The organism is Castellaniella sp. (assembly GCF_004321985.1).
In the GTDB taxonomy this organism is placed as follows: Bacteria; Pseudomonadota; Gammaproteobacteria; order Burkholderiales; family Burkholderiaceae_B; genus Castellaniella.
Map to the genome: position 1 here is coordinate 196,602 of NZ_SCQN01000044.1, position 15,018 is coordinate 211,619.

A 15,018-nucleotide genomic window follows, 5' to 3' on the forward strand; every position below is an offset into this window, starting at 1 on the left:
GCATGTCCGGTTCCGTGAATACCACTTTGCTCATCATCGGCGGCGGCCCCGGCGGCTACGTGGCGGCCATCCGGGCAGCGCAACTGGGAGTGCCCACCGTGCTGGTCGAGGGCGCATCGCTTGGCGGCACCTGCCTGAACATCGGCTGCATTCCCTCGAAGGCGCTCATCCATGTGGCTGAGCAATTTCATGCGCTTCAGGCCTATGCTGGTGATTCGCCCCTGGGCATCCGCACCCGGGCGCCCGAGCTGGATCTGGCGCGCAGCGTGGCCTGGAAGGATGGCATCGTGAAGCGCCTGACAGGTGGGGTGGCGACTCTGCTGAAGCGCCACAAGGTGACGGTGATTCAGGGTTGGGCGCATATCGTGGACGGCAAGACGGTGGATGTCACATCCGAAGGCGCCAAAGGCAAGGCGGGCGCGCCGCAGCGCATTCGCTGCGAGCACATGCTGCTGGCTACGGGTTCCGAGCCGGTGGCCCTGCCTTTCATGCCTTTTGGCGGCAAGGTCATTTCCTCCACCGATGCTCTGTCGCCCCGGGAATTGCCCAAGGCCCTCGCAATCGTGGGCGCTGGCTACATCGGCCTGGAATTGGGCGTGGTCTATCGCAAGTTCGGGGTCAAGGTGGATGTGGTGGAAGCTCAGGACCGCATTCTGCCCGCTTATGACGCCGAACTGGTCAAGCCCGTGCATGCATCCCTGAAAGCCTTGGGCGTAGGGCTGCATCTGCAGACCCAGGTTCTGGGCCTTGCCGAAGACGGGGAGGGTATCCGCATTCAGCCGCCAAAGTCCGAGGAGCGGGTACTGGCTGCCGATCAGGTGCTGGTGGCTGTCGGCCGCAAGCCGCGCAGCCGGGGGTTCGGGCTCAGTTCGCTGATGCTGGACATGAACGGCCTGGCGGTTCGCGTGGATGATCGCTGCCGCACCTCCATGAATGGAGTCTGGGCCATCGGCGACCTGACGGGTGAACCGATGCTGGCGCATCGCGCTATGGCTCAAGGCGAGTGTGTGGCGGAACAGGTTGCCGGCCAGATGCGGCAATTCGTGCCGCAAGCGATTCCAGCTGTCTGCTTCACAGACCCCGAGGTCGTGACGGCAGGGCTCTCTCCCGCACAGGCCGAAAAGGCCGGCATGGATGCGATCGAGGGGGTGTTCCCGCTAGCGGCCAACGGCCGGGCGATGACACTGGAATCCACGGACGGCTTCGTGCGCGTGGTGGCCCGGCGTGACAATCACTTGATCGTCGGTTGGCAGGCCGTGGGACGCGGGGTTTCTGAATTCGCTGCGGCGTTTGCCCAGTCCATCGAAATGGGCGCGCGTCTCGAGGACGTAGCCCATACCATCCATGCGCACCCGACGCAGGGCGAAGCCATCCAGGAGGCGGCTTTGCGGGCTTTGGGCGAGGCCATTCACATCTGATCGGCCGACCGCCGCTGGCGCCTGATACGGCAGTCGGCGGCAATTCCAGCAACGACTACAATCGAAAGGTCCGTGGTCTTTGTTCGGGGTGCTGCATGTCTGTCGTTGTTTCCTCTCTGCCGTCTTCGGACCAGGCTTCGGGCGAGGTACCGCACTTGTGCTATGTGACGTGCGCTGATCCTGTCGGCCTGCACCGCATGGCCTACTGGCAATGGGGTGACCCGGACAACGACCGGATACTGCTCTGTGTCCACGGGCTTACGCGTACAGGGCGTGACTTTGACCCCCTGGCTCGGGCGCTGCAGCAGGACTATCGAGTCATCTGTCCTGACGTGGTTGGCAGAGGGCGGTCCGATTGGCTCATCAACTCCGCCGGTTACGTCGTTCCACAGTATGTTGCGGACATGGTGACGCTGATTGCCCGGCTGCAGCCAAAGCGCCTGGACTGGGTCGGTACGTCGATGGGCGGGCTGATTGGTCTGGCGCTGGCCGGGACGCTGGCGGCCTCACCGACCCTGCGGCCCGCGCGCGGCCCCTGGGGGCTGGGCGACTCCACCGATGTTCCCCTGACCCGGATGGTCTTCAACGACGTCGGTCCGCAATTGAATGGCCCCGGTCTTGCGCGCATTGCCGGCTATGTGGGGCAGGATCAGCATTTTGGAAGTTTTCAGGCGGCGGTGGCCTATGTGCAGGCCGTGTCGGCGGGGTTCGGGCCGCACGATTCGGACGGCTGGCAGGACCTGACACGGTTCGTTTTTCATGAACAGGATGGCCAATGGGTCAAGCACTATGACCTGCGCATTGCGCAGCCCTTTATCGGCCAGACACCAGAGGCCCTGGCGATGGCCGAACAGCTGCTGTGGCAGGCCTGGGATCACTTGTCCTGCCCCGCACTCGTGCTGCGCGGTGCCCAGTCGGATATCCTCACCAAGCCCGCACTGACACAGATGCTGGCGCGCAACTCCGGGGTCAGCAGTGTGGAATTTGCCGGCGTCGGTCATGCGCCGACCCTCCGGAGTACAGACCAGATTGCGGCCGTGCGGGATTTCCTGTTGGCGGCCTGATACCGCCCACCAGGACTTCGTTGTCATCATGTTGAATGCCGATCTGCACAGTCACTCCACCTTCTCCGATGGCGCGATCCCGCCGGCTGAAGTCGCCCGGCGGGCGCATGCCCGAGGGGTCCAGTGGTGGGCGCTCAGCGACCATGACACGCTTGCGGGGCTGGCGGAAGCTGCAGCCGCGGCCAGCGAGCTCGGGATGGTGTTTGTGCCCAGCGTCGAAATCTCGATCAATTTTCTGGGCGTCAGCGTTCACATCCTGGGCCTTCACATCGACCCGCAAGACGCCAGGTTGCAGGCCGGACTCGCCAATATCCGCAGCGCGCGTCTCGAACGTGCCCGGCAAATCGGTGACCGCCTGCGGGCCTGTGGGATCGAGGGCGGCTTTGAAGGCGCGTTACGCCATGCCACCAATCCCAGTCTGATCGGGCGGGTTCATTTCGCCCGCTTCCTGGTCGATGCGGGGGTGTGCGACACCATGCAGCAGGCGTTCGAGCGATACCTGGGAGACGGCAAGCGTGCCTGTGTCGTCATGCAGGGTGCCAGTCTGGAAGACGCAGTGGCATGGATCCTGGGAGCGGGTGGCAAGGCGGTGATCGCTCACCCGGGACGATATCCCTATAAACCTGCCCGGCGCCGGTCGCTGTTTTCGGCCTTCAAGGATCTGGGTGGGCAGGGCATGGAGATCGTCACCGGCTGCCACACGCAGGAACAGTGCCGACAGTACGCCCGCGTGGCGCGTGAATATGGCTTCGAAGCGTCGCGTGGCTCGGACTTTCACGCCCCGGGCGCCGGGCGGGTCGATCTGGGTGGCCTACCTGATTTGCCGCCTGGCCTGGTTCCCGTCTGGCATGATTGGGTGGGAGGTTGATATGAACAAGGCTTTCGTCAAGGAAAACGAGTCGGACGACGATGATGACCTGGAACCCGCGAAGGCGCTTCCGGCTGGCAACAAAAACTACATGACGGTGCAGGGCTACCGTGCGCTGAATGATGAACTCATGCGGCTCATGAACGTCGAGCGCCCCGAGGTCGTGTCGGTCGTGTCCTGGGCCGCGTCGAATGGCGATCGGTCCGAGAACGGCGACTACATCTACGGCAAGAAGCGCCTGCGCGAGATCGATCGGCGGATGCGTTTCCTGACGCGTCGGCTGGCGAGCGCCGAGGTCGTGGATCCTGCTCAGCAGCCCAATCGCGGTCAGGTCTTCTTCGGGGCGACCGTCAGTTACTGCGATAGCCAGGGACACGAATTCACCGTGACCATTGTCGGCGTGGATGAGGCGGAGCCGCTTGTCGGGCGAATCAGCTGGATTTCACCTGTCGCGCGAGCGCTGATCAAGGCGCACGAAGGCGATACCGTCAGCTTACGCACCCCGGGTGGCGTGGAGGAACTGGACATCCTGGAAGTCCGCTATCCGGAACCGTAACCCGCACTGATTCCACTGTTACTGGCCTGATCCGGCCCTGGTTCACGGCTAAAATGGCCGCTTCTCAATCTGTTCGTATTTAGGCTGCACCGTCGTGACTACTGTCCTGCTCATCCCTGGTTCGTCCGCCCTGTCCGACTTCCGTCGGGATCGCCTGCTGCACATGCTGGAGGCGAAGGGGCTTCCGGTTGCGGATGTGCAGGCCCGCGCTTGCTATTTCGTGGGCGTGCAGGGTGATCTTTCGGCAGTAGAGCGGAACAGGCTGACAGCGTTGCTGGACGATGGCCGGTCAGAGCCGAAAGCTCCATCCGACCGGCATGCGGCCTCGTTCCTGGTGGTTCCGCGTCCTGGCACGATTTCGCCGTGGGCCAGCAAGGCGACCGACATTGCTCACCATTGCGGATCGCCGCAGATCGTTCGGATCGAGCGGGCCATTCGATATACCGTTGTGCCGCAGCGTCGCCTGCTGGCGTCGCGGGAGCTGGAAGCTGGCCAGATCGATGCGGTGGCGGCGCTTGTCCATGATCGCATGACGCAGTCCGTGGTCGCAGCCGACTTCGACGGCCTGGCCCTGTTTGCGGCGGTGTCCGGAGAACCGGTGCGTCCAGTACCCATCATGGCCGAAGGCCGGGCCGCGCTCAGCGCCTGCAACGAGCGGTTGGGCCTGGCCCTGTCCCCGGATGAAATCGACTACTTGGTGCGGGCCTACGAAGACCTCGGGCGCGATCCGACGGACGTTGAACTCATGATGTTCGCGCAAGCCAACAGCGAACACTGCCGCCACAAGATCTTCAACGCGCACTGGGCGATCGACGGCCAGGCGCAGGCGCATACACTGTTTGACATGATCCGTGCCACGCATGCTGCCCAGCCCGAAGGCACCATCATGGCGTATTCAGACAACGCAGCCGTGATGGCCGGTGGTTCGGCTTCGCTGTTCCATGCGGCAGCCACTGGCGACCGTGCCTATGCGCGCAGCAGCCGGCTCCTGCACACGCTGATGAAGGTGGAGACGCACAACCACCCGACGGCGATCGCGCCGTTTCCGGGGGCGGCCACCGGCGCGGGCGGCGAGATCCGCGACGAGGGTGCGACGGGTCGTGGCTCAAAGCCCAAGGCGGGGCTGACTGGCTTCACCGTCTCAAACCTGCGGGTCGATGACGCGGTGGAACCCTGGGAGACTGCCGCCATGGCGCCGGACCGCATCGCCACGCCGCTGGACATCATGATCGAAGGGCCAGTCGGGGCAGCCGCCTTCAACAACGAGTTCGGCCGGCCCAATCTCCTGGGGTACTTCCGCAGTTTCGAGCAGGTGGTTGGGGACGTGCACTGGGGCTATCACAAACCGATCATGCTGGCGGGTGGCCTGGGCCAGATCGATGCCCGCTTGGTGCATAAAGACCCCTTGCCGCCTGGCGCGCTGCTGGTGCAACTGGGTGGGCCGGGCATGCGCATCGGCATGGGCGGAGGCGCAGCCTCCAGCCTGGGGGCCGGGGTGAATCAGGCGGAGCTGGATTTCGATTCCGTTCAGCGGGGCAACCCAGAGATGCAGCGCCGCGCCCAGGAGGTTATCGACCGATGCTGGCAACAGGGGCCGTCCAACCCCATCCTGGCCATCCATGACGTGGGGGCGGGTGGGCTTTCGAACGCCTTCCCGGAACTCGTCAACGATGCCGGCCGGGGGGCCGACTTCGAGCTGCAAAGGGTTCCGCTGGAGGCTTCAGGCCTCTCGCCCGCAGAAATCTGGAGCAACGAGTCACAGGAGCGCTACGTGTTGGCCGTTCTGCCGGACGACATCCAACGGTTTGCCGACATCGCCGATCGCGAGCGTTGTCCATACGCCGTGGTGGGCGTGGCGACCGAAGATCGCCGGCTGCGTGTCACCATGGGCGAGGGTCTGCCCGGCCTGGACGAACCCGCTGCCGGACAGCCCCCCACAGGGCTACGGCCTGTGGATGTGCCGCTGGAGGTCATCCTGGGCAAACCTCCGCGCATGCAGCGCAATGTCCGGCGAAGCTCCGTGCAGGGCCGGCCGATGGAACTGGTCGACATCGATTTGTCCGAGGCCGTGGATCGGGTGTTGCGCCATCCCACGGTGGCGAACAAGTCGTTTCTCATCACTTTGGGCGACCGCACGGTGGGTGGCCTGACGGCGCGTGATCAGATGGTTGGTCCCTGGCAGGTCCCAGTGTCGGATTGTGCGGTGACCTTACGCGACTACGAGGGTGTCGCCGGCGAAGCCATGGCGCTGGGCGAGCGGTCCCCGCTTGCGATTCTGAACCCGGCTGCTTCTGGCCGGATGGCGGTGACCGAGGCGCTGACCAATCTTGCCGCTGCGGATGTCGCCCGGCTGGAGGACGTCAAGTTGTCTGCCAACTGGATGGCGGCCTGCGGTGTTCCTGGGCAGGATGCCGCCCTGTTCGATACGGTGTCGGCTGTCGGCGACTGGTGTGAATCGCTGGGGTTGTCAATTCCGGTCGGCAAGGATTCCCTGTCCATGCGGACGGCATGGCAAGATGATCAGGGCGAGCACCAGGTGGTGTCCCCTGTATCGCTGGTAGTGACGGCCTTTGCACCGGTGGCTGATGCCCGTCAGACGCTCACGCCACAGCTCCGCACTGATGTGGGCGACAGCGTTCTGTTGCTGATCGATTTGGGCGAGGGTCGCCAACGGATGGGCGGTTCAGTGCTTGGCCAGGTCTACGGCAGCATCGGTGCGGAGACGCCCGACATGCATGATGCCACGCTGTTGCGTACGGCCTTCCTGGCGGTGCGGGATCTGGCGCACCAGGGGCTGGTGCTGGCTTGCCACGACCGCTCCGATGGCGGACTGCTCGCGACCGCCGCAGAAATGGCGTTTGCAAGCCGCACGGGTGTGTCCTTGAATCTGGACATGCTGACCTTTGACATTCACACTGCCGATGCCGGCGACTATAAGATTCATATCGACCAGGTCGCGGTCCAGCACCGAGAGCGTGGTCTGACGGCACTATTCAACGAAGAGGCCGGCTGGCTGCTGCAGATCCCGCGCGCACGCCGTGATGACGTGTTGCATGCCCTGCGCCAGGCTGGCCTGTCGACCTGCTCTCATGTCGTGGGCATGCTCAACGATAAGAAGGAACTCCAGATTTTTTCGGATGGGTCCGTCATTTATCGACGGCCGCTGGCCGAACTGGGGCAGGTCTGGAGCGAAACCACCCGCCGCATCCGGGTCCGGCGGGATCACCCCGAATGTGCGCAGGCGGAATTCGATACCTGGCTGGACACGGAAGACCCGGGGCTCTCCTCGCATGTAGCATTCGATCCGCAAGATGATGTGGCGGCTCCGTTCGTTGCGACCGGTGTGCGCCCACGGATCGCCGTGCTGCGGGAACAGGGCTGCAACAGTCAAGTAGAAATGGCCTGGGCGTTTGACGTGGCCGGTTTCCAGGCGGTCGACGTTCATATGACGGATCTGTTGGCCGGTCGGGCCCGTTTGTCCGACGTACAGGGATTGGTAGCGGTGGGCGGCTTCAGCTACGGCGACGTCCTCGGCGCGGGCGAGGGCTGGGCACGGACGATCCGGTTCAACACCGGCCTGGCCGATCAGTTTTCGGCATTCTTTGCCCGGCCTGACGTATTTGCGCTGGGCGTGTGCAACGGCTGCCAGATGATGGCCGCCCTGGCGGACATGATTCCAGGCGCTCAGGCCTGGCCACGCTTCACCCGCAATCGCTCTGAGCAGTACGAGTCACGATTGTCTCTGGTCGAGGTCCTGGATTCGCCGTCCATACTGTTCGCCGGGATGGCCGGTACGCGGGTGCCTATCGCCGTTGCGCATGGCGAAGGTTTCGCGGACTTCAGCCGCCAGGGAGATGCCGCGAAGGTGGTGTCCACGATGGCGTTCGTGGACCATCATGGGGCTCGCACCCAGACCTATCCGGCCAATCCGAACGGCAGCCCAGACGGCCTGACGGCAGTCACGACAGCCGATGGCCGTTTCACGGCCATGATGCCGCACCCGGAACGGGTCACGCGCAATGCTGCGATGTCGTGGCGCCCCGAGCGCTGGGGGGCTGCGGATCGGGGAGGCAATGACACTGCGCATGGTGGCTACACACCCTGGATGCGGTTGTTCCGGAATGCCAGGGTCTGGTTAGGGTAGGGGCGAGGCTGGAAGACGCTATTGTCGTCTGCGCGGTGCTGGGGGTTACCCGTATAATCTATTTTTGCCCGGAGCAAAATTGTTTATGCGGCTCATCAAAAAAGCACTGACCTTCGACGATGTTCTGCTGGTCCCTGCCTATTCCAAAATCCTGCCCCGTGACGCCCAACTGACCACCCAATTCACACGCGGCATCCAGCTCAATATCCCGCTGGTGTCCGCCGCGATGGACACGGTCACCGAATCCGGCCTGGCCATTGCGATGGCGCAGGAAGGCGGTATCGGCATCATTCACAAGAACCTTTCCGCAGACGAACAGGCGCGTGAAGTTTCCCGCGTCAAGCGCCACGAATTCGGCATCGTCATCGATCCCATCACGGTCACCCCGACCATGAAGGTGCGCGACGCCATTGCGTTGCAGCGCCAGCATGGGATTTCTGGCCTGCCGGTGGTCGAGGCAGGCAAGCTGGTCGGTATCGTCACCAACCGGGATCTGCGTTTTGAAGACCGGCTGGATGAGTCGCTACGCGAGGTCATGACTCCCCAGGATCGTCTGGTCACCCTACGCGAAGGCGCGACGCTGGAAGAGGCCCAGAGGCTCATGCACCGGCACCGCCTGGAGCGCGTGCTGATCGTCAATGACAAGTTCCAGTTGCGCGGGCTCGCAACGGTGAAGGACATCGTCAAGAACACTGAACACCCGCTGGCTTCCAAGGACGCCCAGGGCCAGTTGCGCGTGGGTGCGGCCGTCGGAGTGGGCGAAGGCACCGATGAACGCGTCGAGAAGCTGGCCGCAGCAGGGGTGGACGTGATCGTGGTGGACACCGCCCACGGCCATTCCGCAGGGGTGATCGAGCGCGTCCATTGGGTCAAGAAGCACTACCCGCACATCCAGGTCATTGGCGGTAACATCGCGACCGCAGCGGCGGCGCTGGCGTTGGTGGAAGCCGGCGCCGACGGCGTAAAGGTCGGGATCGGTCCTGGCTCCATCTGCACGACTCGCATCGTGGCCGGTGTGGGTGTGCCGCAGATGACCGCCATATCAGATGTGGCGGATGCCTTGCATGGCACGGGCGTGCCGTTCATCGCGGACGGTGGTATCCGCTATTCGGGCGACGTGTCCAAGGCGCTGGCCGCTGGTGCGGCAGCCTGCATGATGGGCAGCATGTTCGCGGGCACCGAAGAGGCGCCTGGCGAAGTCGTGCTTTTCCAGGGACGGTCCTACAAGTCCTACCGCGGCATGGGCAGCCTGGGTGCGATGGCTGCCGGCTCGGCCGACCGCTATTTCCAGGATCCAAACAACAACGTGGACAAGCTCGTACCCGAAGGTATCGAGGCGCGTGTTCCCTATAAGGGCAGTGTGATCGCCATCATCTTCCAACTGATCGGCGGGATTCGGGCATCCATGGGCTATTGCGGGTGCGCCACCATCGCCGAGCTGCACGAGAAGGCGGAATTCGTGGAAATCACGGCGGCTGGCGTGCGTGAATCCCACGTCCATGACGTGCAGATCACCAAGGAAGCCCCGAACTATCGGGCAGATTGAACCAGGGCATCGACCACCAGACCGGGAGCAGCCACCATGGCATCGTGGCCACAGGCCAGATCCTTCCAGTCCCATTGGGCCCCGAATGTCTGCCACGCCCAGTCCCTGGACGCGTGCACGGCCGGAAAGGGCGGTGTGGTGCATTGCCAGTAGCTGACTGGCAAGCCGTTGCCCATGGGGTGCGCCAGGCGCAGCGGCTCGCGGTAGGTGCCGATGGGGTGTGGTGTCAGTCGGCCCTGCACGAACGCGATGTCCTCGGGTGCCGCCAGTCCTAGACTGGTGGGACGGGGCGGGGCGATCCCGCCCGTTGCAGCCGCACCGTGCTCGAATTTTTCGACCAGCTCCGCGGGCAGGGTATCAAAGGCTGACGTATTCGGCGGGAGCAGAAAAGCGTCCAGAAAGATCAGGCACCGGATCCGCTCGGGCATTCGATCGGCAGCCCCGGCCACTGCGAGGCCGCCGAAGCTGTGGCCCACCAGCACCACGTCGCGCAAATCTTCCCAGGTCAGCACGTTGCAGACGTCCTCGACAAAGGTATCCAGACCAATGGCAGGCGATAGCAAGTGACTGCGTTCGCCCAAACCAGTGAGCGTGGGCGTGTAGACGTGGTGACCGGCTGCGCGCAGGCGCTCGGCCACGTGCGACCAGCACCAGCCGCCATGCCAGGCGCCGTGGACGAGGACGTAGGTTGTAGGGGTCGGCTTCATGAGCGTGCGGCCTTGGGTTGTGTGCGAAGCTTCTTCAATTCAAACCTCTGCGTGATCGGTAGACTTTCTTAAGAACCTTTTCTCGGCGGCCTTGGCAGCTTTGCGGACGTGATTGGAACAGAGCGCCCTTGCCTTACGGGCGTCTCTTGATTCCAGTGCTTCCATGATCTCGGTCATCTCCTGGAGAGTTTGCGGCAATCGACCGGGTTGCGCCAGCGACATGCGTCTGAGGAGCGTGATTCGATTGTTGAGCTGCACCAGTATCTGGCCGACAAGTCTGTTGCCGCACCCCTCGACCAAAGTGGCATAGAAGAGGTTTTTTGCCTGCAAGAGCTCGTCCGTAGCAGCCAGAGGGTCGATATGCCTCAGTTTTTCGATCGTGGCGCGCAGTCGCTGCATTTGTTCCGGGCTGGCATGTCTGGCGAAGCCTTCACCCGCTAGACCTTCCAGGACTTCCCGGACCCTGTAGATGTCTTTGGCGTCCTGTTTCGTGAGTTCGGCGACCGAGGTGCTGCGATAGGAGGATCCTGTCAGGAGACCTTCGGCTCGCAGATGTTGCAGGGCTTCGCGCAGCAATGTGCGGCTAACGCCGAGCGTCTCGCACAGATCACGTTCCACCAGCTTTTCTCCTGGTGGCAGCTGGCCTTTCAGGATGGCTTCCCGGATGCTGCTTGCGACCTGGTTGCGAAGAGAGCTGGTTTCGCGAGAGATAGAAAGTGCGCCGCTATCCATGGGTTTTGGACTATCTTGAGTTTGTTCCCACATATTTTTCATGATCTGATTGTCGTACAATCGTATTGTATCAACTAAAGCTGTACACAAGGATGTCAGTGACCTATATTTGACGCCACTGACGTACATCACGCGCTGCTAAAACGCGTGGGGACAGGCACGCGGGCGGCCCTTGGCCCGCATGTGGTTATCGGAGTAACGCCGCATCGTTAACGGTTGGATCGGGTATTTGGAGGTGGTTTCCGATCGGCGGATCCGCAAAAAATTCTCAGGAGACATGACCATGCAAGAAAAGATCCAAGCCGTCACACGATCTGGCGCGGGGCTAAAGCGTCGGGATTTTCTGAGGCAGGCCGTTGCGGCGACTGCCGTCATTTCAGTTCCTTCCCTCGCGTGGAGCAAGACCGAAAAAGTGAACGTTGGCGTGGTAGTTCCTCTGTCAGGAGCCAATGCTGAATTCGGAAAAAATTCTCAGCGTGGTATCCAGCTGGTAGCCGATCAGATCAACGCGGCGGGCGGCATCAAGTCTCTGGGCGGGGCAAAAATCAACCTGATCGTTGCCGACTCGACCTCCACACCAACCACGGCAGCCACGGTCGCGCAGCGCCTGGTCACAGAGAATCGGTGCGTTGGAATCCTGGGGGCGTACGCGTCCTCGCTGACACTCGCTGTGATGCAGGTGACCGAGCGTCGGAAGGTGCCGCTGTTGACCATGTCGTTTTCTGATGAAATCACGGGCAGCGGCTATAAATATGTCTTCCAGATCGTGCCAAAGGCCTCGGTGATCGGTGAAGCCCAGTTCAACTACCCGCTGGCCGCGTTGTCCAAGATCGAGAAGCTTTCAATCAAGAAGGCAGCGATCATGTACGAGGACACAGCGTACGGCACCTCGCAGGCAAAGGGCCTGCGTAGCGCAGCCAAGAAAGCCAATGTCGATCTCGTCATGGACGAGGCCTATTCGCCTGGGATATCCGATGCCACCCCGCTCATCAACAAACTGCGTGGCTCTGGGGCGGAGATGGTATTTCCGGTCTCGTACTTCAACGACAGCATACTGATCATACGCACCATGCGGCAGCAGAGCATCAGCACCCCGGTGATTGGTGGTGCTGCGGGCTATGTGATCCCCGCGTTTGCGCAGGCCCTGGGCAACACCGTCGAAGGCATCTTGTCGATCGACACCTCGAATGATGACGGAAAGCCGGAATACACGGACGTGTACCGCAAGAAATACGGAGTGTTCGCCACGCATGAGGCTATAGAAAATGCCGCTTGCATGTACGTTCTGGCGCAGGCGGTGGATATTGCCAAATCGGTGGATCCCAAAGCGGTCAGAGACGCCCTGGCAGCCACGCATTTCACGACCGGGTGGGCAACGGCCATGCCGGGGGGGTCCGTCCAGTTCGACGAGCATGGCCTGAACGCGAAGGCGACACCCATCCTGGTCCAGTGGCAAAACAACAATCTGGTTACGGTATACCCGGAAGCCGTGGCAAAAGGAGCAATCAAGGTCTCGGGTCACGTATAGCGTCAAGGGTCGCGCGACCTCGCCTCGGGGGTCGCGCATGGAAAATCTCCGCCGGAAAACACCGTGCAACTACTACAGGCAATCATCGACGGGATCCTGCTGGGTGGCGTGTATGCCGTGATATCCATAGGTCTGACACTGGTGTTCGGCGTCATCGGGATCGTGAATTTTGCGCAGGCTCAGTTCATGATGGTGGGGATGTTCATCGCCTACTATTGCTGGCGGTATTTCGATCTGGATCCGCTCGCAGGATCTCTGCTGGCCTTTGCGGGGGTTTTTGTCCTGGGCGTAATGATCCAGCGATTCGTCATCAATCGTGTGCTCAGGGCGCCTGATGTCGCGCAAATCTTCCTGACGGTTGGGTTGTTGATCGTCCTGGAAAATCTTGCGTTGATTGTTTTTGGATCCGATTTCCGTACCGTTCACACTTCTTACCAGACGAGTGCGCTGCACCTCGGCGGCCTGCTGTTCAGCGTGCCCTATCTTCTTGCTTTCATCATCTCCATACTGGTCGGGTTCCTGCTCTGGGCGGTGTTGAACAATACGTGGTGGGGGCGCGCTGTGCGCGCGACCGCGCAGGATTCGATGGCTGCCCAGCTCCTGGGTATTTCCACATCCAGAATCTATCAGACGGCCTTCGGGCTCGGGGTTGGGCTGACGGCCCTGGGTGGCGCCATCATTCTGCCTTTCGTGACGACGTCTCCGACTGTTGGGAACCAATTTGCCGTGCTCATGTTCACGGTCGTCGTCTTGGGAGGGCTCGGCAATATCCTGGGGGCGGTTGTGGGTGGCATCGTGGCGGGGTTGATTCAGTCCATATCCTCGCTGGTACTGCCCATACAGCTGCAGAACTTCGTCCTGTTCGTCATTTTCATCCTCGTCCTTGCTGTACGGCCTGAGGGTCTGTTGCAGAGGAGGGCATAAACCATGAATCTGAACCGAACTCTCGCCAAGTGGGCCGCCTTTACCATTGTGGCGGCGATTCTCCCTGCGCTGGTGCGTGATCAGTCCTATCTGATGCGAGTCATTGCGATGGCGATGCTGTTTGCAGCGATGTCCCAGACGTGGAATATCGTGGGTGGGCTGGGCAATCAGATATCTCTGGGGCATGCGGCTTTTTTCGGAGTTGGTTGCTACACCTCGACACTTCTGCTGATCCGGTTCGGCATCTCGCCATGGATTGGCATGCTGTGTGCCATGGGCCTCAGTGGAATCATCGGTGCTTTGCTGTGCATTCCCACGATGCGCTTGCGTGGTCACTATTTCGCGCTAGCCACCCTGGCATTTGGCGAAGCCGTGCGTGTCGTGGCGAACAGCTGGGGCTCTTTGACTGGTGGGCCGGTTGGCATTTCCGTCCCGGTCATGGACAACAGTCTCACGATGCTGCAGTTCGATTCATCGACGCCGTACTACTATATTTTCCTCGTGGCCTTCCTTGTCGTGACGGCGGTGTTTATCGCCATCAACCGTTCCAAACTCGGCTATCGGCTAAGAGCGCTTAGAGCCAGTCCCGAGGTGGCCGAAGTCGTGGGTGTCGATACGGCGCGTACGAAGGTTGTTGCTTCCTGCATCTCTGCAGGCTTGATCGGCGCCTGTGGCACGCTCTACGCCCAGTTCAATTTCTTTTTTGACCCTGACAGCGCATTTTCGTTGATCGGCATCTCCATCAACATCGCTCTCATCTGCATCATCGGTGGCCTTGGAACAGCGGTGGGGCCTTTGATCGGGGCGTTTCTGATCCTTCCCGCAGAGGAGGTCCTGAACAGCTTGTTCACAGGCCAAGCGGGAGCTGGTTATGCGCAGCTTTTCTATGGCCTGATCCTCGTGATCATCGTGCTGGTCGAGCCGCGCGGCGTTGTCGCGTTGGGTTCGCGGTTCAGGGACGCTGTACGGCATTCTCGACAGGCGCAACTAAGTTCCCACGGATAGGTGCTCGTCGATATGAGTGAACTGTTAAGTATCGAAAATGTCGTCAAGAGATTTGGTGGACTGGTCGCCGTGGACGGAGTCTCTTTTTCTGTTCAACCGGGCGACATTCTGGGGTTGATAGGCCCGAACGGCGCGGGGAAGACCACATTGTTCAACTTGTTGGTCGGTCTGCACAGGCCTAATAGCGGAAAGATTTTGTTTGATCACGTTGACGTAACCGGGATGCGCCCCCATGCAGTCTGTGAGCATGGCATGACCAAGACATTCCAGAACGTCAGCCTTTTTCCTGACATGACTGTCCTGGAGAATGTAATGGTCGGCGGCCTGTTGCGATTGTCAATACAGGATGCCCGCGACATGGCCCTTCGCAATCTGGAAAGGGTCGGGCTCCCAGGGATCGCCGATAAACAGAGCAGCGACTTGTCCTTCCCGGAAAAAGCGCGAGTCGAATTGGCACAGGTACTGTGCACAGGGCCCAAACTCCTTTTGCTGGACGAGGTCATGGCTGCTCTCAACAATCAGGAAA

12 protein-coding genes are annotated in these 15,018 nt (G+C 61.7%); 10 read left to right on the forward strand and 2 right to left on the reverse strand.

Features of this window, described 5'->3' with window-relative positions:
* Window positions 1–2 precede the first annotated feature (2 nt).
* The 6 genes from lpdA to guaB all read left to right on the forward strand — a co-directional run bounded on the left by lpdA (window position 3) and on the right by guaB (window position 9,596).
* The gene (lpdA, locus tag EPN31_RS10730) at window positions 3–1,418 is read left to right on the forward strand and encodes a dihydrolipoyl dehydrogenase (RefSeq protein WP_291772987.1); all 1,416 of its coding nucleotides are present in this window, start codon (window positions 3–5) and stop codon (window positions 1,416–1,418) included.
* A 95-nt stretch (window positions 1,419–1,513) separates the two neighbouring features.
* A complete protein-coding gene (locus EPN31_RS10735; RefSeq protein WP_291772989.1) occupies window positions 1,514–2,482 on the forward strand; it encodes an alpha/beta hydrolase in 969 nt (322 codons plus the stop codon).
* Between the two features lie 28 nt (window positions 2,483–2,510).
* Window positions 2,511–3,350: a PHP domain-containing protein gene (locus EPN31_RS10740; protein WP_291772990.1), complete on the forward strand. Its 840-nt coding sequence runs from the start codon at window positions 2,511–2,513 to the stop codon at window positions 3,348–3,350.
* A gap of 1 nt (window position 3,351) precedes the next feature.
* Entirely contained in the window at window positions 3,352–3,906 is a 555-nt protein-coding gene (gene greB, locus EPN31_RS10745) for a transcription elongation factor GreB (RefSeq protein ID WP_291772992.1), read from the forward strand.
* A 94-nt stretch (window positions 3,907–4,000) separates the two neighbouring features.
* Window positions 4,001–8,050 (forward strand): phosphoribosylformylglycinamidine synthase, encoded by a 4,050-nt coding sequence (gene purL / locus EPN31_RS10750; RefSeq protein ID WP_291772994.1) that lies wholly within the window; start codon window positions 4,001–4,003, stop codon window positions 8,048–8,050.
* Window positions 8,051–8,135: 85 nt separating this feature from the next.
* The gene (guaB, locus tag EPN31_RS10755; protein ID WP_291772996.1) at window positions 8,136–9,596 is read left to right on the forward strand and encodes an IMP dehydrogenase; all 1,461 of its coding nucleotides are present in this window, start codon (window positions 8,136–8,138) and stop codon (window positions 9,594–9,596) included.
* On the opposite strand, the gene EPN31_RS10760 is transcribed toward guaB, so the two are convergent.
* Complete coding sequence (locus tag EPN31_RS10760; protein WP_291772998.1) at window positions 9,581–10,303, reverse strand: alpha/beta fold hydrolase; 723 nt, start codon at window positions 10,301–10,303, stop codon at window positions 9,581–9,583. The genes guaB and EPN31_RS10760 overlap by 16 nt on opposite strands.
* Before the next feature lie 39 nt (window positions 10,304–10,342).
* Complete coding sequence (locus EPN31_RS10765; RefSeq protein WP_291772999.1) at window positions 10,343–11,095, reverse strand: GntR family transcriptional regulator; 753 nt, start codon at window positions 11,093–11,095, stop codon at window positions 10,343–10,345.
* Window positions 11,096–11,318: 223 nt separating this feature from the next.
* On the opposite strand from EPN31_RS10765, the gene EPN31_RS10770 reads away from it, so the two are divergent.
* The 4 genes from EPN31_RS10770 to EPN31_RS10785 form a co-directional block, all read left to right on the forward strand.
* A complete protein-coding gene (locus EPN31_RS10770) occupies window positions 11,319–12,563 on the forward strand; it encodes an ABC transporter substrate-binding protein (RefSeq protein WP_291773000.1) in 1,245 nt (414 codons plus the stop codon).
* Between the two features lie 63 nt (window positions 12,564–12,626).
* Window positions 12,627–13,487: a branched-chain amino acid ABC transporter permease gene (locus EPN31_RS10775; protein WP_291773002.1), complete on the forward strand. Its 861-nt coding sequence runs from the start codon at window positions 12,627–12,629 to the stop codon at window positions 13,485–13,487.
* A gap of 3 nt (window positions 13,488–13,490) precedes the next feature.
* The gene (locus EPN31_RS10780) at window positions 13,491–14,492 is read left to right on the forward strand and encodes a branched-chain amino acid ABC transporter permease (protein ID WP_291773004.1); all 1,002 of its coding nucleotides are present in this window, start codon (window positions 13,491–13,493) and stop codon (window positions 14,490–14,492) included.
* 12 nt (window positions 14,493–14,504) lie between these two features.
* Window positions 14,505–15,018, forward strand: a 514-nt coding sequence (locus EPN31_RS10785; protein WP_291773006.1) for an ABC transporter ATP-binding protein, incomplete at its 3' end; no start/stop codon positions are given.